Source organism: Gordonia sp. PvP123 (assembly GCF_040547295.1).
GTDB classification, from domain to species: domain Bacteria; phylum Actinomycetota; class Actinomycetes; order Mycobacteriales; family Mycobacteriaceae; genus Gordonia; species Gordonia terrae.
In genome coordinates this window covers 252,606-273,778 of the sequence record NZ_JBEPPN010000007.1, presented here as the reverse complement: position 1 = coordinate 273,778, position 21,173 = coordinate 252,606, and the positions used below count along the sequence as shown (strand labels likewise).

The 21,173-nt window shown below is 69.6% G+C and carries 18 protein-coding genes; 8 read left to right on the top strand and 10 right to left on the bottom strand.

Features of this window, described 5'->3' with window-relative positions; all coding sequences use genetic code 11:
• Positions 1–14 precede the first annotated feature (14 nt).
• From ABIC25_RS16020 to ABIC25_RS16010, 3 genes are all read right to left on the bottom strand, one after another.
• On the bottom strand, positions 15–1,247 hold the full coding sequence (locus ABIC25_RS16020; protein ID WP_004022519.1) for an acyl-CoA dehydrogenase family protein: 1,233 nt from the start codon (positions 1,245–1,247) through the stop codon (positions 15–17).
• Positions 1,248–1,337: 90 nt separating this feature from the next.
• Positions 1,338–2,579 (bottom strand): AI-2E family transporter, encoded by a 1,242-nt coding sequence (locus ABIC25_RS16015; RefSeq protein WP_354562215.1) that lies wholly within the window; start codon positions 2,577–2,579, stop codon positions 1,338–1,340.
• Positions 2,580–2,714: 135 nt separating this feature from the next.
• Positions 2,715–5,120, bottom strand: coding sequence for an acetyl-CoA acetyltransferase (locus ABIC25_RS16010; RefSeq protein ID WP_435529088.1), 2,406 nt, complete (start codon positions 5,118–5,120; stop codon positions 2,715–2,717).
• 175 nt (positions 5,121–5,295) lie between these two features.
• Here ABIC25_RS16010 and ABIC25_RS16005 point away from each other — a divergent pair, with 175 nt between their 5' ends.
• The 3 genes from ABIC25_RS16005 to ABIC25_RS15995 all read left to right on the top strand — a co-directional run bounded on the left by ABIC25_RS16005 (position 5,296) and on the right by ABIC25_RS15995 (position 9,732).
• Positions 5,296–6,546 (top strand): acyl-CoA dehydrogenase family protein, encoded by a 1,251-nt coding sequence (locus tag ABIC25_RS16005; protein WP_354562213.1) that lies wholly within the window; start codon positions 5,296–5,298, stop codon positions 6,544–6,546.
• A 28-nt stretch (positions 6,547–6,574) separates the two neighbouring features.
• On the top strand, positions 6,575–7,870 hold the full coding sequence (locus ABIC25_RS16000) for a WS/DGAT domain-containing protein (protein WP_354562212.1): 1,296 nt from the start codon (positions 6,575–6,577) through the stop codon (positions 7,868–7,870).
• Between the two features lie 191 nt (positions 7,871–8,061).
• Positions 8,062–9,732, top strand: a complete 1,671-nt coding sequence (locus tag ABIC25_RS15995) for an HNH endonuclease signature motif containing protein (RefSeq protein ID WP_354562210.1) — start codon at positions 8,062–8,064, stop codon at positions 9,730–9,732.
• Between the two features lie 27 nt (positions 9,733–9,759).
• On the opposite strand, the gene ABIC25_RS15990 is transcribed toward ABIC25_RS15995, so the two are convergent.
• Together ABIC25_RS15990 and ABIC25_RS15985 are read right to left on the bottom strand one after the other, a co-directional pair.
• The gene (locus ABIC25_RS15990; protein WP_354562209.1) at positions 9,760–10,725 is read right to left on the bottom strand and encodes a hypothetical protein; all 966 of its coding nucleotides are present in this window, start codon (positions 10,723–10,725) and stop codon (positions 9,760–9,762) included.
• Between the two features lie 70 nt (positions 10,726–10,795).
• On the bottom strand, positions 10,796–11,380 hold the full coding sequence (locus tag ABIC25_RS15985; protein WP_064571144.1) for an HhH-GPD-type base excision DNA repair protein: 585 nt from the start codon (positions 11,378–11,380) through the stop codon (positions 10,796–10,798).
• A gap of 48 nt (positions 11,381–11,428) precedes the next feature.
• Here ABIC25_RS15985 and ABIC25_RS15980 point away from each other — a divergent pair, with 48 nt between their 5' ends.
• Positions 11,429–11,974, top strand: coding sequence for a hypothetical protein (locus ABIC25_RS15980; protein ID WP_354562207.1), 546 nt, complete (start codon positions 11,429–11,431; stop codon positions 11,972–11,974).
• Position 11,975: 1 nt separating this feature from the next.
• Here the strand turns inward: ABIC25_RS15980 and ABIC25_RS15975 are convergent, their stop codons facing one another.
• From ABIC25_RS15975 to ABIC25_RS15960, 4 genes are all read right to left on the bottom strand, one after another.
• On the bottom strand, positions 11,976–12,638 hold the full coding sequence (locus tag ABIC25_RS15975) for a lysoplasmalogenase (protein ID WP_101822750.1): 663 nt from the start codon (positions 12,636–12,638) through the stop codon (positions 11,976–11,978).
• Positions 12,635–13,906, bottom strand: coding sequence for an alpha/beta hydrolase family protein (locus ABIC25_RS15970; RefSeq protein WP_354562205.1), 1,272 nt, complete (start codon positions 13,904–13,906; stop codon positions 12,635–12,637). Before ABIC25_RS15970 ends, ABIC25_RS15975 begins: the two co-directional genes overlap by 4 nt.
• Before the next feature lie 48 nt (positions 13,907–13,954).
• On the bottom strand, positions 13,955–14,857 hold the full coding sequence (locus ABIC25_RS15965; protein ID WP_004022507.1) for a hypothetical protein: 903 nt from the start codon (positions 14,855–14,857) through the stop codon (positions 13,955–13,957).
• Positions 14,858–15,127: 270 nt separating this feature from the next.
• A complete protein-coding gene (locus tag ABIC25_RS15960; protein ID WP_354562204.1) occupies positions 15,128–15,958 on the bottom strand; it encodes an Rv1157c family protein in 831 nt (276 codons plus the stop codon).
• Between the two features lie 302 nt (positions 15,959–16,260).
• Between ABIC25_RS15960 and ABIC25_RS15955 the strand changes: the two genes are divergently transcribed.
• The 4 genes from ABIC25_RS15955 to ABIC25_RS15940 all read left to right on the top strand — a co-directional run bounded on the left by ABIC25_RS15955 (position 16,261) and on the right by ABIC25_RS15940 (position 20,953).
• Positions 16,261–17,331 carry a thiamine ABC transporter substrate-binding protein gene (locus tag ABIC25_RS15955; protein ID WP_354562202.1) on the top strand — a complete coding sequence of 357 codons (1,071 nt, stop codon included), beginning with the start codon at positions 16,261–16,263 and terminating at the stop codon, positions 17,329–17,331.
• Positions 17,332–17,338: 7 nt separating this feature from the next.
• The gene (locus ABIC25_RS15950; protein WP_354562200.1) at positions 17,339–18,994 is read left to right on the top strand and encodes an ABC transporter permease; all 1,656 of its coding nucleotides are present in this window, start codon (positions 17,339–17,341) and stop codon (positions 18,992–18,994) included.
• The gene (locus ABIC25_RS15945; RefSeq protein ID WP_354562199.1) at positions 18,991–20,034 is read left to right on the top strand and encodes an ABC transporter ATP-binding protein; all 1,044 of its coding nucleotides are present in this window, start codon (positions 18,991–18,993) and stop codon (positions 20,032–20,034) included. Before ABIC25_RS15950 ends, ABIC25_RS15945 begins: the two co-directional genes overlap by 4 nt.
• Before the next feature lie 91 nt (positions 20,035–20,125).
• The gene (locus ABIC25_RS15940) at positions 20,126–20,953 is read left to right on the top strand and encodes an EamA family transporter (RefSeq protein ID WP_354562322.1); all 828 of its coding nucleotides are present in this window, start codon (positions 20,126–20,128) and stop codon (positions 20,951–20,953) included.
• A gap of 7 nt (positions 20,954–20,960) precedes the next feature.
• Here the strand turns inward: ABIC25_RS15940 and ABIC25_RS15935 are convergent, their stop codons facing one another.
• The gene (locus ABIC25_RS15935; RefSeq protein WP_004019207.1) at positions 20,961–21,137 is read right to left on the bottom strand and encodes a hypothetical protein; all 177 of its coding nucleotides are present in this window, start codon (positions 21,135–21,137) and stop codon (positions 20,961–20,963) included.
• Between the last annotated feature and the right edge of the window lie 36 nt (positions 21,138–21,173).

The following is a 21,173-nucleotide window of genomic DNA, read 5'->3' as shown; positions in this document are numbered from 1 at the left end:
TCTCCTGTGACCCGTCAGAGACCCAGAGCCGCTTTGGCGAGGATGTTGCGTTGAATTTCGTTGCTGCCGGCGTAGATCGAGCCCGCGCGGTCGTTGAAGTAGTGCAGCGGCGCGACGGCCTGCCACGGTTCGCCGCTGACGTAGCCGTCGGTCGGCGGGGTGTACTGGAAGATGGGTCCGCCCGGCTTGGTGGCGTGCGGCTGGAAGACGCGTCCGTGGGGGCCGGCGGCCTCCAGGCTCAGGGTGGTGATCTCCTGGCTCAGCTCGGTGCCGAGGATCTTCAGCATCGATGCGATGGAACCGGGGTCCTTGCCCGAACTCATCGCGGCGAGCGCGCGGTATTCGAGGACCTCGAGGATCTTCGCGCGGACCTGGAGATCGGTGAGCTTGGCCGCGAACGCCGGATCCTCCGACAACGGGCCGCCGTTCGGTGCGGTCACCGATGCCGCGTCCCGCCCCAGTTGCTCGGCCATGACCTGCAGCGCCGGTGCGGCCGCGCCGCCTCCGCGCTCGAAGACGAGCAGGTACTTGGCGACGGTCCAACCGTCGTCGATCTTGCCGAGGACGTTCTTCTTGGGGACGCGCACACCGTCGAAGAAGACCTGCGCCTGGACCTGCTCGCCGGACGCGAACACCAGGTTCTGTACCTCGATACCCGGCGAGTTCATGTCGATGAGGACGAACGTGATGCCCTGCTGCTTGCGCTCCTGGCGCGACGTGCGCACCAGGCAGAAGATCCAGTTCGCCTCCGAGGCGTGCGTGGTCCAGATCTTCGAACCGGTGACGACGAGGTCGTCGCCGTCGTCGACCGCGGCCATCGACAGCGACGCGAGGTCGGAGCCGGACTCGGGTTCGGAGTAGCCCTGGCAGAAGAACACGCTGCCGTCGAGGATGCCGGGCAGGAAGAAGTTCTTCTGTTCGTCGGTGCCGAACGCCATGATCGCGTGCGACACCATGCGGATGCCCATCGGCGACAGCGAGGGTGCGCCGGCGAGGATCGACTCACGGCTGAAGATGTAGTGCTGGGACTGCGACCAGTCGCACCCGCCGTACTGCACCGGCCACGCGGGAGCGGCCCAGCCACGCTCGTGCAGGATCGCCTGCCACTCCATCGAGGCCTCGTGGTCGGAGTAGACGCTGGTGCGCAGCGTGCCCGCCGCGCGTAGGTCGGGGGTCAGTTTCTCGTCGAGGAACGCGCGGACCTCGTCGCGAAACGCAGCGTCGTCCGGAGACCAGTTCATGTCCATGAGCGGTGCGGAACCTATCTGTAAACGGTTGTGGTCAGATTGGGGTCGAAAGGCAATCTACCCAATGATCGGCGCGGTGCGTAGCCCGCCTCACGTTTCCGGCTTCAGTGTGACGTCCGGAGTGGAACCGCGAGGTGGATCCTCGCGCTCCGCGTCCGGGGTCTTCGTGGGCTCGGCGCCGTCGCCGTCGGGTGCCTCGTCATCGGGCGAGTCCGTGTCGTTCGGCTTTCCGCCCGACGACAGCAGCACGTCCGCCCAGCGGGTCGCGGGATCGATGTCGATGAGCAGGGCCTTGCCGAGCAGTGTCAGCGGTACCGCGAGGATCGCGCCCAACGGTCCGATCGCCCAGGCCCAGAAGAGCAGGGACAGAAACGTCAGGGTGGTGGAGAGTCCCACCGCGTCGCCGACGAACTTCGGCTGGATCACCGACTGGATGACGACGTTGATGGCGCTGTAGACGACGATGACGATCAGCATCTTGCTGACCCCGCCGTCGAGCAGACCCAGCAGTGCGGGTGGGACGAGACCGATGATGAAGCCGACGTTCGGGATGTAGTTGGTGATGAACGACAACAGGCCCCAGAGGATGGGGAGCGGGATGGAGAGCAGGGCGAGGGCCACGCTGTCGAGGACGGCGACGATGAGCCCGAAGACCGTCGACACCCAGAGGTAGCTGCGCGTGCCCTGGGAAAAGGAACGGAAGGCCGATGCGATGTCGGGACGCATCCGGTCCAGGATGTTCATCCGGTCGTCGAAGCCGACCGAGTCCGCCGCCATGAACAGCAGCAGGGCAAGCACCAGGATCAGTGCCGAGGCGACACTGAACGTGCTGGCCAGAACGTCGGTCACCGCGCTCACGACCTTGCTGGTGTCGACGTGGGAGATCATGTCCTGCACCTTGTCGTGGCTCACGCCGTGACTGGTGAGGAAGTTCTGGAAGCTGGTGACGAGGTCGTCGAACTTGTCGTCGTACTGGGGGAGTATCGACGCCAGGCGCGCGACCGAGAACACCAGCGCCGCGAACAATCCGATGAGGATCCCGTAGACGAGGAGCACCGTCGTCACGAAGGCGGCCCAGCGGGGAAATCCTCTCTTGCGCAACCAGGTCGGGATCGGCTGAACGGCGACGGTGAGCATCAGCGCGAGGAAGATCGGCCCGACCAGCGACGCCACCGACTTGATCCCGGCGATGGCGACGACGAGCCCGGCGATGGTGAGGAGCACGATGGTTCCCCGCGGCAGCGTCCAATCGGGCGGATCGACGCGGTACGAGGGTTGTGGCGGAGTGCGTTTGGACGACTTCGTTCCGCTTGCCTCACTGCGACCGGACATGGTGTGCCGCCTTTCTGGACACGACTGATGTGTCGGAACAGCGGCCACCCCGACGCGCGGGGTGGCCGCCGTCAAGTGTTGACCATTCGACGACCATCCGCGCGCTTTCGGCGTGCTTACGTCTCCGGTTGGTTCTCAGTGACCCTTCCAGTTCGGTGAACGCTTCATCACGAAGGCCATGATCCCCTCGAGGGTGTCGCCACTGATGACCAGCGAGTCGAGCACCGAGGTGCTGGCGTGGACGGCATCGACGGTGTCGGTGATGGCATCGGACTGCTCCATGGTGGCGATCGACGCCCGCACCGACGTGGGTGAGGCGGCGAGGATCTCCTCGGCCACTCCGCGCGCGGTCTCGAGAACCTTTCCGGCCGGGGCGATCCGGCTCACCAGACCGGCGGCGGCGGCCTCGGCGGCCGAGATCCGGCGGCCGGTCAGGATCATGTCGCGCGCGAGCGCAGGTGGGATCATCCGCGGCAGCCGGACCAATCCGCCGGCGGCCGCCGCGAGTCCGACCTTCACCTCGGGCAGGCCGAAGGAGGCGTCCTCGTCGGCCACGACGATGTGGCAGGCCATCGCGATCTCACAGCCACCGCCGAGTGCGAACCCGTTGACCGCGGCGATGACCGGTTTGGGGAGGCTGCGCCGTGAGGTCAGTCCCGCGAACCCGTTCTTCGGGACCGACAGGGCGGCCGGGCCTGCGGTCGCGGCGAGGTCGTTGCCCGCCGAGAAGGCCTTGTCGCCTTTACCGGTCAGGATCGCCACCCACAGGTCGGGATCGGCGAAGTAGGCCTCGAAGATCGAGTCGAGTTCGGCGTTGGCCGCGGGGTTCAACGCGTTGCGTGCGTCGGGGCGGTTGATGGTCACCTCGAGCAACCGACCGTCGCGACGGACCTCGACATGTTCGTAGGACTCGCGGAATGCCGGTGCGACAACCGGATGCCGGGAGTTCATGGCCGCGGCGGTCAGGGCCGCCCGGTTGCCCTTGTCGAACGACCGCACGACGATCGGCGTGCCGACGGGGTCGTCGGAGGTCAGGAGAAGGTCGAAGAACTCGTCGTCGTCGGAGTCGAGATTGGCGACGAACCGGGCGCCGAGCCCGTCCGGCGAGGTCCCGTCGACCAGCCGGCCGATGACCACACCGGTGCGGCGGCCGCTCTTCTGCGGGATGACCGTGTAGGTCTCGATGACCGCGGCGCCGTCGGCGTCGGCGATGGTGGGAACGGTTGCCGCCGCGTCGAGCTCGGCCTGGACCGGTCCGCTGGTGTCCGGGCGCCACGGTGCCGGCGTCGTCGAGTACACCCCGGCGGCATGCTTGCTCAGCACCCCGCCGTTGGCGACGACCAGACCGAAATCGCCCGGTGATCGTCGGACCCGCGTGACCACCTCGGCGATCGCGTGCAGGGAGTAGTTGTTGCCCGGGCCGCCGAAGAACGGCAACCCGCCGGTGAGGGTCAGCCCGCGTGGATCGTCGGGCGCCATCCCGATTCCGTCGAGGACGTTGAACACCGCGATCGGGAAGCAGCTGTAGATGTCGACGACCGAGATGTCGTCGAGTCCGAGTCCGGCGACCTGCAGCGCGTGCTGCACCGCAGCCGGGGCTGCGGGGGCGGAGCCGAGGTCGGGACGAGCCAGGACGGGGCGTTCGACGGTCGACGAGTGACCATGCAGGAACACCCATTTCGCTGGATCGATCCCGGCGGCCTGCGCCGCCCGGACCGACATCACGACCACCGCGGCTGCCTGGTTCACCTGATCGCGCGCCACGATGTACCGGGTGAACGGATCCGCCACGACCCGGTTCTCGGGAGTGACCGCGACGAGTTCGGCGGCGGTGCGCGCCGTCGGTGCCGCCGAGTGCGGGTTGGCGGCGGCCACCTCGGTGAAGGGGGCGAACAACTCACCCATGGTGGCGATGTAGGCGTCCCGGCCCAGCCCCGAGGAGTGCCGGCGCGCGTTCTCCAGTAGGGCGTACTGCGGCAGCACCGATGCGAGGCCGTGCCGCATCTCGGCAACGGTGATGATCCCCTTCAGCCCGAAGCCGCGGTCGTCGAGCTGGCCCCCGACCTCTTCGGCGAAGCTCGGCCGCTGGTCCTCCGGCTGGGACATCAGATGGCGGACGGTCGACATCACCTCGGCGCCGAAGACGACTGCGCCCTCGGATCTGCCGGCCGCGATCGTCCCGGCGAGCTCGGTGAGGATCGTCTGCGGGGTCTGACCACCGGTCACCGCCTGCACCGCGCGGCGGGGGTCCACACCGATCCGGTTGCCGACCGCCCGCGGCATGTTGTCCGGACGGCCCAGCGGTGACGACGACAACGGGCTCGAGATCTCGAACGACCGGATCGCGGCGATGGTGTCGATCGACGCGGCGACATCGCCCCCGGAGTCGGCGAACGCGGCGGTCACCGCCCGGGCGGCGAGGTCGGCCTCGCCGAGGGCCTCGTAGCCGGGATCGGTCAGGCGTTCCGAGGCCTGGCCCACGCCGACGACGACGGGGGTGTTCGGATCGATATCAACGAGCGTTGTTGGCATACCAAACATTGACACACGGCGTGACCGGGGTCTCATCGGAGGTGGTGCACGAACGTCGGGGCGTCAGTGTGCGGTCGGCTCGCCGGGAACGTCAGTGTTGCGGTCAGCGCGGTTCCAACCGTGGTCGGGCGCCGCGGATCGGGCCAGACTGTCGCCGACCAGATTGCGATCGAAAGGACCACCGATGACGTCCACCGTGTCCACCAAGCCTGCCGGCGGGCCCGCGACCGGCGAGTCCGCCGGAACGACCGACGAGCGGCTCGACGAGGTGTTCGCGCCGATCTTCGCCCGGATCGCCGAGGGCGCGGTACAGCGCGAGGACGACCGCAGGCTCGCACACGACGAGGTCTCCTGGCTGCGGGAGGCGAAGTTCGGCGCGCTGCGCGTGCCGGTGGAACTCGGCGGATACGGTGCGTCGATCCGGCAGTTGTTCCGGCTGCTCATCGATCTGGCCGCCGCGGAGTCCAATCTGCCGCAGGCCCTGCGCGTGCACTGGTCGTTCGTCGAGGACCAGCTGTCCGCACTCCCGGATGAGGCCGCGCAGCAGTGGTTGCGCAAGGTCGGTGAGGGGACGTTGGTCGGCAACGCCATCACCGAGCCCGGCGTCGGTGCCATCGACCGCTATCAGACGCGCCTCACCCCCGACCCGGCGAGCGCGGACGGCAGCGGGTTCCGGCTCGACGGCACCAAGTACTACAGCACCGGCAGTCTCTACTCCGATCACATCCTCGTCGCCGCCGACCAGGACGGGGAGCGCGTCTCGGTGCTCGTCGACGCCGACGCCGACGGTGTCACCCAGCACGACGACTGGGATGGCTTCGGCCAGCGCCTGACCGCAAGTGGCACCACCGAGTTCGCCGGCGTCGAGGTCCCGGCCGAGCGTGTCCTCGGTCCTGGCTACGGCGGTGAGGGCCGCACGTACGCGACGTCGTACTTGCAGCTGGTCCAGCTCGCGGTGCTGGCGGGCATCGCGGCGCGCGCCACCGACGACGTCGTGGAGTGGGTGCGCAACCGCACACGCACCTTCACCCACTCGACGGCCGACCTGCCACGCCACGATCCGCTCGTGCAGCAGGTGATCGGCCGGCTGTCGGCGGCGGCCTACACCGCGCGCACGCTGGTCCTCGACATCGCCGACGAACTCGACGAGCTCGCACTCGCCGGCTGGGAGGACGCCGATCTCCTCGACCGCGTCGAGTTCGACGTCGCCCGTGCCCAGGCCGCGGTCATCCCCGCCGTCCTCGACGCCACCACCCAGCTGTTCGAGGTCGGTGGTGCGTCGATCACCTCCGAACGTCTGCGCCTCGACCGTCACTGGCGCAACGCCCGGGTGATCTCGGTGCACAACCCGTTGATCTTCAAGCTGCAGGCGGTCGGCGACCACGTGCTCAACGGCACCGACCTGCCCTACGCCTGGAGCGCCGGACAGAAGTAGCGCGCGCCGCGCCGCTACTCTGGCGGCCATGCACCGGATGGCCGCGGCGGACGCGGCGTCGTACTGGATGTCGCAACACATCCCGAACGACGAGTTCGTGGTGTATTGCTTTGCCGCGCCGCGTAGTCCGATCGAGGACTGCGCGGCGGGACTCCGGCTCCGTGCCGCGTTCGTCGACGATCTGTGCCTCCGGATACGAGAGGTTCCCGGCACGGTCGACCGCCCGTATTGGGAATCCGTACGGCCCACCGACGACCAGGTCCGTGTGGACCGGTCGAGCCGGACGTGGTCGTCGTGCCTGGCCCAGATCGCCGCACTCATCGCCAGTCCACTCGACCCCACGTCGGTGGCGTGGCGGGTACACCTGTTCGGTCCCGTCGTCGACGCCCCGGGCGCCGCGGGCGCGGCCTGCGTCGTCGTACTGCAGATCTGTCACGCGCTGGGTGACGGACGTCGCGCTTCTCGGATCGCTCGTGAATTGTTCACTGCGCCCGCCACGCAACGAGATCCCGGGCCCGCGCGACACCGGCCGGGTCGCGAGCTGCTGGTCGACGCCGGGACTGTACTCGGTGGTGTCCTCCGATTCCCCGGCGAGTTCGTCATGACGGCCCGGCGGGGATTCCGCGCGGCGCGGCTCGCCTCGGCGTCCGTGCCGGAAACGCCGGGGTACACACCGACTGCGTTGAACACCTCGCCCGGCCCGCGTCGGACCCTTCGGGTGCTGGTCGTCGAGCGCGATCGCCTGACCGCCCGCGGACAGCCGGTCACGGTCGCGGTACTCACCGCGATCTCGGTGGCGTTGCCGGAATACCTGGGTGAGACCGGGCGGCGGATGGGCGTCGAGCTGACGATCGGCCGGTCGGGTGAACCGCGGTCCCGCAACCACTTCCGCAATGCCGGAGTGGACCTGCACATCGACGTCGACGATCTCGACGAGCGCGCGCGACTCATCGGCGCCGACATCGCCACAGCTCGAGCGGCCGAGAAGGACCCGTTGCGGGATGCGCGGCGTCGGGCGTCCGAATCGACACCCGCGCTTCTGGCCCGATGGGGGATCGACGCTTTCGACCTCGACACCCCGCCCGAGACGGTCACCGGAGTCTCGGTGGTGTCGTCGGTGAACCGTGGCGCCGCCGACCTCGACCTCGATGGCGGCGAGATCCTGTTCACCACAGGCTTTCCCGCGCTGTCGCCCGCTCAGGGCCTGACCCACGGCGTGCACGGGATCGGCGATCGGATCGCGATCTCGGTGACCACGAGCCCCGACGTGATGGATGACGTGGACCGGTACGTGGAGCTGCTCGCCCGGGCGGTGGGTAGCTAAGGTCCTCACCGCCGCCGCAAACCGGCGCCCCCGCGCCCTTCGAATTCGACATGATCTGCGCAGCCGACCATAGCCAGATGTCGAGGACTGCTCGTCGGGCGCGATTTCTTGTCGGTGGTCGGGTCTATCTTGGATGTATCAGGTGGACCGGTCAACCAGGCCGGGCGGCAACGACTTCGGGGGTAGTCACTGTGGGGGCATGGACGGATCTGCCGGGCGAGTTCCTCGCCGGGGTCGATCCTGCCCACCCGGCCGATGCCGACACCGCCGCCCATATGCAACGCCTGGGATCGATCCGTGCCGGGGAGTCGTATCTGGCGTGGTGCCGCTATCAGACGATCTTGGTGCTGTGCGACCGGTTGTTGAATTCGGTTGGCAACAGCTACATCTCTGATGGTTTCGGTGACATCGTCGCCCGGGTCTCGCGGGAGGCCGGGATCACCCGCTACCGCGCCGGGGTGCTGGTCGACGAGGCGTTGTGTCTGCGTGACCGGTTGCCGCGGGTGTTGGAGACGTTGCGCGACGGCATCATCGGGCCGCACCAGATCCGCGAGATCATCGGCCGCACCCACCTGGTGGCCGATGACCACCTCCTCGATCCCGGCGACCCCGCCAGCCGCCGGATCATCGAGGTGCTCGACGAATCGATCGCCGACCTGCTGCGCTCTCGGTCCGGGTCGTGGTCGACGTCAGGTTTGCGCGACATGATCGACCGTCTGGTCTTCGGCCATGACGCCGACGCGGTCCGCGAACGGCGCCGCGAGGCGCTGGACAACCGTGGCGTGTGGACCGAGAACCACGGTGACGGGACCGGTGAGATCACCGCGGTGATGGCCGCCGAGAACATCCGGGCTTCCAACGCCTCGGTACGTGAGTTGGCCGCATCCGTCTGCGACCGCGATGGCCGCACCCTCGGGGAACGGAAGTCCGACGCCATGTGCGCGTTGCTCACCCGAACGGCGTTCACGTGCGCGTGCGGTCACTCCGACTGCACCGCAACACTGCCCGATCCTGCCGGCGCCACCGCGGGTACCGAGATCGTGATCCATGTCGTCACCGACGCCGACACCCTCGCCGGCGGGTCCGGACCCGGTTGGGTCGACGGGCACGGGGTGATCTGCGATGAGCATGTGCGCGATCTCGCCGCCCGGCCTGACGCGACGATCCGGCCGGTCACCCCGGTGCGGACACCACCCACCCGCGTCGCCGCCGATGGTGCGAGCGCGCGGACCGCGAATGCCGCCGCATCACGGCAGGACGTCGAGAGTGTCATCGTGTTCCCGGGGGCATTGCCCGGTGACCCGTATCGGCCGACGAGTGCGTGTGCGGAGTTCGTGCGGGTGCGCGACGGTTACTGCACCGAGCCGGGGTGCACGCGTTCGGCGTTCACCGCCGACGTCGATCACGTCGCCGAATACGACCACGCCCGCCCCGCCCGCGGCGGCGCGACCTCGAGTGAGAACCTCAACGCCAAATGCCGCGCCGGTCATCTACACAAGACGCACGGGGATTGGACCGACGTGCAGTACCGCGACGACGAGGGCCGTCTGGTCACCGAATTCGTGACGCCGGAAGGTTTCGTGATCCCCGGCGAGGCCGAAACCCTCGAGGATCTCTTCCCGAACCTACGTCGTATCCGATTCGAGCAAGCCGCGAAAGCCCCCCCGACACCGCGCATCATCGTGCCCGACCACCACGGCCGACCACCCCGCACGATCACCGAACGCACCGCCGCCAAACACGCGAAGCGGCGAGAGGAACGCGCCCGCAACACGACACAGCGCGACGCAAATCGACGCGCCCGGACCGAGGCAGCCCACCACCAGCCGACAACCCACGACGACGAGCCCCCGCCATTCTGACCCGGCGCTCGGCGTGGCCTGTGGTGGCTAACCCCGCGGGTACCCGTTCGTGTCGGCCGGGGCGTCTCCGTGTCCATTGCCGCCCGACCCCTTCGGCGGACGGGTGAGGCGTTTGGGAAGTCGTTCGGCGAGACCGCCGAGCGGTGCGACCGATTGGTTGAGCAGGTCCACGGTCTCGGCGAGTTCGTGGACCGTCTCCTGCATGGTGATCAGGGTCGGGCCGAGTTGCCCGATGACCTCGGTCAGCTCGGTGATCCGGTCCAGCGGCCCGCCGGGTGCGATCGCACGCTCGACCGCACCGTTCTCGCCCAGGAGCTGATCGAGCAGGCCGTCGTCCTCCGCGAGTCGGTCGAGGATGCCCCCGGCCGCGGTCACTTTCTCCAGCACACCGTCGGGTGCCGTGAGCTTGTCGACGATCCCGCCCTCGGAGGTGAGACGTTCGAGGATGCCCTCGTTCTCGGTGAACTGGTCGACGACGCCGCCCGGGCGGGTCAACCGGTCGAGGGGGCCGTCCTTGGCGGTGAGGCGGATCAGGATGCCTCGCTCGTCAGCCATCTGGTCGAGGAGCCCGCCTTTCGCGGTGAGCTTCTCGAGCGGGCCGTCGGACGCGGTGAGCCGGTCGATGACGCCGCCCGGGTTCAGCAACCGTTCCAGCGGACCCCCGCTGGCGAGGATGCGTCCGAACGGCCGGTCGGGTCCGAGCAGCTCGGACAGCTGGTTGAGCAGGGCGAGCGGCGTGCGGGCGCTGCCCAACTCGTCGGCGTCGACCCCGACGGCCAGCGCGAGCTCATGCTGGACGCTGCCGGCGGTGATCCGAGCGATGGTGACGGCGGATTCCGCGGCGCTCAGCACCACGCCGGTGACGGCGAATCCGACCCGGAACGGCATCTCGACGAGAGCACGGCCGGGATCGAGTGCAGCCTGCCGACGCTCGACGTCGCGCCGACCGGGGACGGGACGGTCGGACAGCGACCGATCCGGAAGGGACTCCATGGTGTCCGACCCTAGGCCAAGGGGTGTGCGTTCGGGGCGAGGGTTGCGCGATCCGGCGGGCGGTGTCGCCCTAGGAGTCGGCGCCCGAGGCCTGCGCAGCCTTGGCCGCCTTGGCGGCCTTCTTGAAGTCGCGGACCTTCTGCAGCGAATCCGGGCCGGTCACGTCGGCGACCGAACGGAACCCCTTCTTGCTGTAGTCCCCGGCGACCTTGGTCCAGCCCGACGGCTTGACGTCGAGCTGCTTGGCGACGAGGGCGACGAAGATCTTGGCCTTCTGGTCGCCGAAACCGGGCAGTGCGCGCAGCCGCTTCATGAGGTCGGCACCGTCGGCGGCCTCGGTCCAGATGCGCGCGGCGTCGCCGCCGTATTCGTCGGCGACGACCTTCGCGAGTGCCTGGACCCGCCCGGCCATCGAGCGTCCGTAGCGGTGGATGGCCGGGGGAGTGGCGCACAGGTCGGCAAACGCCTCGGGATCGGCGTCGGCGATCTCGACCGGGTCCATCGTGCCGAACCGGTCGCGGATCTTGGCCGGCCCGGCGAACGCCCGCTCCATCGGGAACTGCTGGTCGAGGAGCATTCCGGTCAGGAGGGCGAACGAATCGCTGGAGAGGAGTTCGTCGGCCGCGGGCTCCTGGGCGATCTGGATCTTCGGCATGGGTCGATTCTGGCAGACGGCACCCGTGCGCGGCTCTAGACTGCCTCCATGATCAGCGGGGAGAACACGGGCGGCGTCGAGAACAGCAGGCCACGGCGAGGGGGCTTCGGGGCGGGGACGATCGCCGTGGTGGTCGGAACCGTGATGGGACTGGCGGTGTCGCTCTTCGGTGTTGGTGTCGCCACGGCCGCGCCGGCCGACGACGGGGCGAACTACGTCACCACGCTGCGGTGCGACAGCGTCAACCCGTGGCCCGCGGGCACGGTCAAGGTCCGCGTCGACGTGTTCAACCAGATCCGCCACCCGGCCGACGGACTGCCCGGTCCGGTCATCGCGCTCATCGGCACCGACCGCGCCAAGCGCGTCGCACTCGAATACACCTACGAGGTGTCGGTGTCGTGGCGGAATCTGCGCACCGGGCGGACCGGTGTGACGACGGTTCCCGGCCGGGGTTACACCGTCAAGTGGCAAGTCGACATCCATCCGGGGAGCGGTCCCGTGGCCTTCACGATCCGTCAGAAGATCGGCGCGCTCGCGTTCTTCCCGATGACCAATCCGAAGTACTCGTCGTGCTCGGGTCGCGCCGTCGCATGACCTACCGGTCGGCGAGTCCGCCGACCAGGAGGTACTGCGCGGTGAAGTAACTCGCGAGCACCCAGGCCTCACCGGCGACCCGGAGTCGTGGATCGGTGACCAGGTGCCGTCGATTGATGATCGCGAGGTCCGAGAGCAGGAAGAACCACCCGCCGGCGCGCAGGCGCGGCTGCGGCGCAGGCACGTCCGACGCCAGCGCCGACATGGTCGCAAGCGTGTTGCCGTACGTACCGAGCACCGGCAGCAGTGCCGGACGGTGGCGCGCCAGGACCGTCGCCGACTCGGCCAGGATGCTCACTCGCGGCGCGAGCGTGCGGACCGACGGCCGGGCGCCTGCGCGCCACATCGCAGTCGCGTAGCTCAGCTGCGCACCCGCGAAAGACGTTGCACCTCTGCGCAGACAACGATCCTTCGCCACCGGGTCGTCGTGTTCGAACTCCTCCCGCAGCATGAATCGGTCGCCGACCGCCGAGAAACCGAGAACGGCTGCCAGTGCGACGGTGTCGGCGACCGGACGACGCCGCGAACCGGCGGCCACCCGTGCCGCGAGCAGCGCGATCGGCAGCGGCTTGGTGATCTCGGCGCTGCGTCGGTCACCGACCGACCCGCTGATCGTCGCTGCGGCGGCGGTGGCCGCATAGGCGATCCGGAATGCCCGGTTCACTGCAGGATTCGGGCGACGAACCCACGGATGTCGGTGTCGGAGAATCGTTTCGACTGCGCCCCGTCGAGGGTCAGATACGTGCGTGCCGACACCTTGGCGTCACCGCCCCGTGCGTCGTTGAGGTACTTGAGCGTGAGCGGTACGACGACGGAGGTGTCCTGCAGGGTCTGCGTCATCAGAACCGGACGTTCGAAACCACGGGTCGGCAGGTCGGTCGCCTTCGTGAGCAGGGAGGTGAGTTCGGTGTTCCCCGACAGCGGCTTGGTGAACAGCGAACCGATTGCGAGACCATCCACTTCACGGACGAACTCGGTCACACATGATGCGGCGGCCCTGGTCATCCACTTCTTGCCGGCGTCGGTGAGGTAGGCGTTCACGTCGATGTCCGGGTGCGCGTTGCGGATCGCACTCAGCGTGTACAGCGCGTCGGCGGCCAGTCCGGACGGCATCGCCGCCGAGGACGGGCCGAGATTGGCCACCAGCGAACCGAATTGGGCCGGGATCGAGCTCGCCGCGGCACCCTTGAAGTCGAGCTTGCCGCCCTGGATGGTCGGCGCCAACCGGGCGAGCGTGATCGCGGCCGCCGCCCCCTGTCCCTCGCCGACGACCGCCCACGAGCGCGACAGGTTGTCGGCGATGTCCCGCGAGGCGCGCACCGCGTCGACGATGTTGCGTGCGGTGGCCTCCAGGTCGTAGTACTGCGGGGTGCCGGGCGTACCGACACCCGCGTAATCGGTGCTGACGACGGCATATCCGCGTCCGAGCCAACGCTTGAGTTCCTCGGTGTCCTCGGCGGTGGGCCGCGTCGACGGCGCGCACTTGTCGGCGATACCGCGCGAACCGTGCGCCCAGGCGACGATCGGCCAGCCGCCGGCGGGCGCGCGCCCGCCGGGCACCATGAGCACGCCGGAGGACAGGTGGGCCTTGCCGTCGGCGCCGGTGCTCCAGTAGGTGAAGTCGTTGCCCGAGGCCGCTCCGGCGACCGTACGAGCCCGGGGGAGTTCACGATTGGCGTAGACGGCGCCCGGGGCCTGTCCGGGACCACGCGTGTCGACGGTGCCCGCGTTGTCGTCGGCGGGGGCACTGTTGTCTGTCGACGACGGTTCCGCCGTGCCTGGTGACGAGGTGCTCGGGGCCGGTTCGGCCGCGGCCGTGGCCGTCAGACCGGCGACGGCCGGAGCCACGACGATCGTGAGAGCCGCTGCGGCCGCGAGGGCGCGGGTGAGGTGGGCACTCCGGGGTTTCGAAGTGTTGCCGTGGGGGTTCATGTGTCAGTTCGTTCTGTGAGGTGGGTCGGTTACCGAAGGCGTTGTCGCTCAGGCGTTGACGACGCCGACGGCCGGCAGGAACCAGCAGTTCTGGGTGCCGTTGCTCGCGTTGCCGAAGACCGCCGACAGGATGGTGCCGCTGCCGGTCTTGACCGGTGCGAGCCGGACCCCGGACAGCAGGGGCAGCGCGGTGAGCGCGGTCCGGTCGGTGATCGGGTCGAGATCGGCGAAGCCGCCCTGCAGGGTGCTCGTGTTGAACCAGGCGACCTGCATCTTGCCGCCGCTGCCGGCCGTCGGTGAGGCGGGCACGAAGGCGTAGGCGGTCTCGCCCTTGTCGACGAGGTTCAACTTCTCGGGCAGCTTGACGCCGGGGATCATGTCGAGCAGCGGCTTGAGCTGGGTCAGCGGATCGGTCTTCATCGGCCACGGACCTGCCACGGCTCCCGCCCCGGCGGTCACGAGACCGAGCGGGTTGTCGGCGGTCGGCGCGGTGCAGAACGGCGACACCGACGGGGTGAGCGTCTGGATGCCCAGCGTGCGGAGCAGGGCGATGGGATCGGTCGGCGCGGCGGCGGGCGTGGCGCCCGGGGCGGGGGCGCCCTCGGCGGCTGCCGGGAGCGGAAGGGCTCCCGCACGACCGGCGATGTCCTCGACCGACAACTGGCCGGCGCTGCCCATGATCGTCTGTGCGGCCTGCACCGCGATCTGGTCGACGCCCGCGGCCTTCAGCAGGCGGACCGCTCCGGCCAGCTCCGCGTCGAACGGGATCGACAGCGCACCGAGCATGTTGGCGGGAACGAGCGGTTCCGCGGCTGCGGGTGCCGACGTTGCGGTGAGGGTGGCCGCCGCCATCGCCACACCCATGAGACCGGCGCCGCAGCGCTGGATCGCGCGGCTGCGAGTGACGCGACGCGGAGCGTCGGAACGCGTGAACCGAGACGTGAGGGACATGGCTCTCCTTGTGGCAACCGGCCTTGACGACCGGATGGGCGATCGAGCACCCGCCACGTGTGGCGGGTGTGACAGGTGGGACTCAAGTTAAAGAGACCATGTCGGTGTCGGCCCCGGCAAGTTGCGAGTCCGACCTGTGACACGGGCGCGATCGGCGAGAGACCGAACCCGCGTCGAGCTGCGTGTTCGAAGTGAGCGCCCCACCCCCCGGCACGACGAAGGCACCCCGGCGATGAGCCGAGGTGCCTTCGTCTGTGAGAGGAAAAGCGGTCAGATGATCGCGAGTCCGATGACCGGGACGATCGTGCAGGAGACGATCTTGCCCTTCGTCTTCGTGGTCACGTTGCCGTGGATCGCCGAGATGACACGGCCCTTGCCGGTCCGCGAGATACCGGTGAAGGTGCCGGGTCCCTCTTGGACGTTGATCTTCGGGTTCCGCTTCAGCGTCGTGGTGCCGGTGCGGCCGGTGTCGACGTTGAACCAGCTCACCGTGAGGGGTGCGGTCTTGTTGTCGATGGCCGGGCCGGTACCGAGCGAGGTGTAGACGTAGCCCGCCTCGCCGCGCTTGGGGCCGGGAGCCGGGGCTTCCTGCGGTCCGGCCGTGGCCAGGGCGCGTCCGAGCGAACCACCGCCGGGGATGCAGCCGAGGCCGAAGGTCGGGTAGAGGAATTCCTGGATCTTCGGAGCGTCCGGTCCCTGCGGGATCTCCGGATCGCCGGGCTTGCGCTCGGCGGCGAGTTCGCGCGCGGCCTGCTTGCGGCCGGGTTCGCCCAGGAAGTCGGCGATCGAGCGCCAGATCTTGCTGACCTCACCGGGCATTCCGGGGGTGTCGGCGAACGACTGGGCCTGACGGAGCAGATCGACCGAGACCTTGCCGTCGGGTCCGGGGGTCGCCACCGAGCCGATGATCGCGGGTGCGAACGCGCCGAGCGAGTCCAGCACGCGCTGGTCGACCTTCGGCGCCGGTGCGGCCTGGGCGGCGACCGGCAGAGCGAGCGACGTGGCCGCCGCGAGCGCCGACGCGGCGACGAGGAGGCGACGGGTCCGGATTCGATGCGGGGCATTGCCGGATCGCAACCTCGGTGGCCGGGAGAAACGCACTGGTGTGTCCTAACGGTCGTGGCGCAGGCGGGTGCGCCGTGCTGCGCCTCGTGGTCGTGGCATCCGCCCGGGTGTCGGCTCGCGGACAGCCCATCCTCTCACCCGAGTCGTCGCGGGTCATTCTAAGCCCCTCGCGGGTTCCAATGTCCAGGCCGAGGTCCTGTTACGGGTGAGGTTTGTGTGGTTATTGATGCAATTGTTACTCAAGTGAGGTCAACGCGGTCGGGGCGTGCGGCCAGTCGGCCACCTGGTTGGATGAGGAGAATCGGGGAACTCTCGCCGATGTCGAACAGGAGTCTGATGTGAACGAGCTGCGCACCGACGGCTTGCCGGGTCGTCGACGCGGGAGATCGCGGCTGACGCGTGTCGTCGTCGCCGTGGCCGCCCTTGCACTGGCTGCGTCGACCGCAGTCGCATGCGCAGACGATTCGTCGTCGGGTGCGGAGGTCACCCTGCTCACCCACGACTCGTTCGAACTGCCCGAGTCCGTCCTCGACGCATTCCGTCAGGAGACCGGCCTGACCCTGAAGATCGTGAAGTCCGGCGACGCCGGGCAATTGGCATCGACGGTGTCGCTGACACCGGGCGCACCCAAGGGTGACGCGGTCTTCGGTATCGACAACACCTTTGCGTCGCGCCCGATCGACGCCGGCGCCCTGGAATCCTACGAGTCACCGGCCGCGGTCGACGGGGCCGCGGACTATGCGGTACCCGGCGCCGAGGGGCAGCTGACGGCCGTCGACCGGGGCGATGTGTGCCTCAACGTCGACGACGGCTGGTTCGAGTCCAGAGGACTGACCCCGCCGGTGAGTTTCCGTGATCTGACCCGCCCGGAGTTCGCGTCGCTCACCGCGGTGACCGACCCCGCCACCTCCTCACCGGGCACGGCGTTCCTGCTCACCACGGTCGGCGCGCTCGGAGACGGCTGGCAGGACTACTGGAAGCAGGTCGTCGGCGGCGGCGCAACGGTCGTCTCGGGCTGGGAGGTCGCCTACAACCAGCTCTTCACGGCCGGCGAGGGTCGCGGCGACAAGCCCATCGTGCTGTCCTACGCCTCGTCGCCGGCGGCCACGCCCGGGACGAGCGCGCTGCTGGACAGCTGCTTCCCGCAAGTCGAGTACATCGGCGTCCTGAAGGGCACCCGGAACTCCACCGGGGCACGCAAGCTCGTCGACTTCATGCTCAGTCCCACCGTGCAGAAAGAACTCCCGTCGTCGATGTACGTCTATCCCGTGCAGCGCGACACGCCGCTGCCCCCGGGCTGGCCGGCGCGCGCGGAGGTGCCCGCCTGGATGTCGTCGCTGCCGCCCGCCACGATCGCGGAGAACCGCGAGATGTGGCTCGACCAGTGGCGCGCCGCGGTCGGCCGGTGATGCCTCGGTGACCCGCGCCGCGACGGCGGTGACCCGGGCGTCCCGGGCTGCCGGACCGGTGGCGCTGTGGCTCCTCCCGGCACTGTTCATCGTGGTGCTGTTCGCGTGGCCGGTCGTCGCCCTCGTCCGGCGGGCCGTGTCGATCGCCCGCGACTCGGGGGCGGGCCTGGGTGAACTGCTCGAACGTACCGACGCGCTGGGACTTCTCGGCGTCACCCTCGGTCAGGCGGCGGCCTCGACCGTCCTGGCGCTCGCCGCCGCCGCTCCCATCGCGTGGTTGTTCGCCCGGGTGCGCGGGGCCACCGCTGTCGTCCTCGCCGTCGTGGTGACCGTGCCGTTCGTGCTGCCCACCGTCGTCGTGGGCGTCGCGTTCCGCTCGTTGCTGTCGGGCCCACTCGCGTTCCTGCACATCGAGTCCGGGCTGCCGGCCGTGCTCGCCGCCCACGTCTTCATCAACATCGCCGTCGTCGTCCGCGTCGTCGGCGCGGCCTGGCGCAACCTCGATCCACGGCTGCTCGAGGCGGCACGGTCGCTGGGCGCCAGCCGGATACGGGCGACGCTGACCGTGGTCGTGCCGCGACTCGTGCCCGCGATCGCGTCGGCCGCAGCGCTCATCTTCCTGTTCTGTTCCACCAGTTTCGGCGTCGTGATCATCCTCGGCGCGGGCGAGCTGCGCACCCTGGAGACCGAGATCTACACCCAGGCCATCGGATACTTCCGCATCCCCGAGGCGGTCGCCCTGTCGATGCTGCAGATCGTGGTGGTGCTCGCCGCGTTGCTGCTGACACGGGTGTTCGCCGATCCGGCCGGCCGCGGATCGGGCGGCGGTGCGCGGCGGGCCGAACGCGACCGCAGGGTCGCCGGCGGCCGGTGGACGCGGCCGGCCGTCTGGGCGGTCGGGGCATGGACGGCGGTACTCCTCGTCGGGCCGGTCCTGGTGCTGATGGTGCGGTCGGTCCGGCCGGTCGCGCACGGCGACTGGACGTTCGCCGGCTACCGCGCACTGGCCGAACCGGTCAACGGGGTGACGCCGCTGGAGAGTCTGCGGTATTCACTGGTGACCGCGACCGCGGCGACCGCCATCGCGTTGGTGGTGGGGACACTCGCCGCGGTCGCGCTCCACCGCGCACACGGGGTGGTCGGGGCGATCGGTTCGGCGGTGTCGCTCGTGCCACTCGGGATCAGCGCCGTCACACTGGGATTCGGATATCTCATCGTGTTGGCGTCGCTGCCCTACGAGATCGCCGCGTCGCCCGCGGTCATCCCGCTCGTCCAGGCGCTCATCGCGATACCGGTGGTCATCCGGATCATGATGCCCGCGCTCGAATCGGTGCCGGCCCGGCTGCGGCACGCCGCGGCGACGCTGGGAGCCAGGCCGATTCGGGTGTTCGCGACGGTCGACCTGCCGATCATCGGCAGGTCGATGGGAGCGGCCGGGGGTTTCGCCTTCGTCATGGCCCTGGGCGAGTTCGGCGCGACGAGCTTTCTCGCCCGCGCGGACACGACCACCCTCCCGGTGCTGATCGGGTCGGCCCTCAACCGGCCGGGTGCCGACAATCTGGCGACCGCCATGGCCGCCTCCGTGGTCCTGGTCGTCGCGACGGTTCTCGCCGTCGTCGCGGTCGAGGCGTTCCGTCCCCGCTCGGAGGTCCCGCTGCTGTGACCCCCGGGAATTCATTGGAAGTCCGTGATCTCACCGTTGCGTACGGCGACGAGACCGTCATCGACGGCCTGTCCTGGCGGCTCGGGGGAGAGGGCTCCCTGGTGACCGCGATCCTCGGCCCGTCGGGGTGCGGCAAGTCGACCCTCATCCGGGCGATCGCCGGGCTCGAGTCGCCGGTCCGGGGAACCGTGCGGTTCGGCGGTGTCGACCTCGCCGGGGTAGAGGTCCATCGCCGGGACTTCGGCGTGGTCTTCCAGGACGGGCAGCTCTTCGGCGGGCGCAGCGTCGCGTCGAACATCGGATACGGACTCCGGGTGCGGCGCTGGTCGCGCCGCGCCATCGCCGAACGCGTCGCCGAGATGCTCGACGTGGTCGGCCTCACCGGCTACGACAGACGTCTCGTCGACACCCTGTCGGGCGGCCAGGCGCAGCGCGTCGCACTCGCGCGTGCGCTGGCCCCGCGCCCGCGGCTGCTCTTGCTCGACGAACCGCTCGCGGCCCTTGACCGACGTCTGAGAGACGAACTGGCGGTGGAGATCTCGGAGATCGTCCGCGCGGCCGGTGTCCCGACGATGGTGGTCACCCACGATCACGCCGAAGCCGCGACCATGGCCGACGAGATCGCGGTGATGCGTGACGGCGTGATGATCCAGACCGACGCCCCGGCGGGGCTGTGGCGACGCCCGGTCGACGAGTGGACCGCACGATTCCTCGGCGCCACGACCGTCGTCGACGCGCAGGTCCGGTCGGGTGTTGCCGACACCGTGCTCGGCGAGATGCCACTCGACCTCCCCGACGGCAGTCGCAGGCTCGGTCTGCGGCCCGAGTCGGTCTCGATCGGCCCGGCGTCGCCGGGGGCGGACGAGGAAACGGCAGCGACAGCGATCATCATGCTCGTCGCCGAACTCCCGGGCGGCCCGCGCGTGCGCATCGACACCCCGGTCGGCGAGATCGACGCCGTGACAGACGCATCGGTCGCCGTCGGCGACCGGGTCCGGATGCGTCTGGTGCCCGAACGCGTCGCGGTCATCGGGCCGTGACGATGCGCGCGGTGGTGGGGGCCTCGCCGTGCCGGTGACGCGACGCGACCTGCTCGTCCCGCCGGGCCTGGTGGTCGTCGGCGCGACGTCGATGTACCTCGGCGCGGCCGTTGCCGTCGGCCTGTTCGACGTCATCTCCCCGGCCGCGGTCGCCTGGTTGCGGATCACCGGGGCCGCGTTGGTGCTGCTGCTGTGGGTGCGGCCACCGCGGACCGCCTGGCGGTGGGAACGGCTACGCCTCGCGGCGTGCTTCGGGCTGATCACCGCCGGGATGAACATCGCCTTCTACGAGGCCCTCGCACATCTGCCGCTGGGTACGACCGTCGCCTTGGAGTTTCTGGGTCCGATCGCGGTGGCCGCGTTGGGTTCTGCAACGCGTCGCGACGTCGCCGCGCTCGTGCTGGCGGCGGTCGGCGTCGTCCTGATCGCCGATGTCCGGTGGTCGGGGACGGCGATCGGCGTCGTCCTGGCGCTGACCGCGGCCGCCTGCTGGGCGGGGTACATCGTGCTGGGCAAACGCGTCGCGGCGCGGGGTGCGGGCGTGGAGGATCTGGCCACCGGCTTCGCGGTGGCCGCACTGCTCACCGCGCCGCTCGCGTGGTGGGTGGCCGACGCGGTGCGCGCGGGTGCCGCCCTGCCGGCCGTGCTGGCGCAAGGCCTGCTGCTGGGCATCGCGTCGACCGCGGTGCCGTATGCCCTGGACCAGATCGTGCTGCGGAGAGTCGGACAGGCGAGGTTCGCGATCCTGCTCGCACTGCTGCCGGTGACGGCGTCGGTGATCGGCTTGCTCGCACTCGGACAGGTTCCGCGGCCACTCGAAGCGGCCGGCATCGCCCTCGTCGCGGTGGCCGTCGCGGTCCGACCGGCCGACGAGGACGATCGGCTCGTCGACCGCGAGGGCGAGACACCGCCGGGCTGACCCGTGGTCAGGCGGCGCGCGCCTTCTTCAACGCCTTGTGGAGTTCCTTCTTCGACATGTCGGAGGTGTCGAGCTTGCGCATCCGATGGATGACCACCGGGCAGCGAACGCAGCGCGTGGAACTCTTGCAACACTTCTTCTTGGGCTTCAACGAGCCCACTCTGGTCGGGTCGACCTTGCCCATACGGCGAGGTTAGCAGACCCTAACTATCGCCTTTGT

What these genes read in the sequence shown, in the direction of transcription:
- ABIC25_RS16020 (WP_004022519.1), bottom strand. Translation starts at nt 1,247, where the DNA reads ATGGACATGAACTGGTCTCCGGACGACGCTGCGTTTCGCGACGAGGTC.
- ABIC25_RS16015 (WP_354562215.1), bottom strand. Translation starts at nt 2,579, where the DNA reads ATGTCCGGTCGCAGTGAGGCAAGCGGAACGAAGTCGTCCAAACGCACT.
- ABIC25_RS16010 (WP_435529088.1), bottom strand. Translation starts at nt 5,120, where the DNA reads ATGTTTGGTATGCCAACAACGCTCGTTGATATCGATCCGAACACCCCC.
- ABIC25_RS16005 (WP_354562213.1), top strand. Translation starts at nt 5,296, where the DNA reads ATGACGTCCACCGTGTCCACCAAGCCTGCCGGCGGGCCCGCGACCGGC.
- ABIC25_RS16000 (WP_354562212.1), top strand. Translation starts at nt 6,575, where the DNA reads ATGCACCGGATGGCCGCGGCGGACGCGGCGTCGTACTGGATGTCGCAA.
- ABIC25_RS15990 (WP_354562209.1), bottom strand. Translation starts at nt 10,725, where the DNA reads ATGGAGTCCCTTCCGGATCGGTCGCTGTCCGACCGTCCCGTCCCCGGT.
- ABIC25_RS15985 (WP_064571144.1), bottom strand. Translation starts at nt 11,380, where the DNA reads ATGCCGAAGATCCAGATCGCCCAGGAGCCCGCGGCCGACGAACTCCTC.
- ABIC25_RS15980 (WP_354562207.1), top strand. Translation starts at nt 11,429, where the DNA reads ATGATCAGCGGGGAGAACACGGGCGGCGTCGAGAACAGCAGGCCACGG.
- ABIC25_RS15970 (WP_354562205.1), bottom strand. Translation starts at nt 13,906, where the DNA reads ATGAACCCCCACGGCAACACTTCGAAACCCCGGAGTGCCCACCTCACC.
- ABIC25_RS15965 (WP_004022507.1), bottom strand. Translation starts at nt 14,857, where the DNA reads ATGTCCCTCACGTCTCGGTTCACGCGTTCCGACGCTCCGCGTCGCGTC.
- ABIC25_RS15940 (WP_354562322.1), top strand. Translation starts at nt 20,126, where the DNA reads ATGTACCTCGGCGCGGCCGTTGCCGTCGGCCTGTTCGACGTCATCTCC.
- ABIC25_RS15935 (WP_004019207.1), bottom strand. Translation starts at nt 21,137, where the DNA reads ATGGGCAAGGTCGACCCGACCAGAGTGGGCTCGTTGAAGCCCAAGAAG.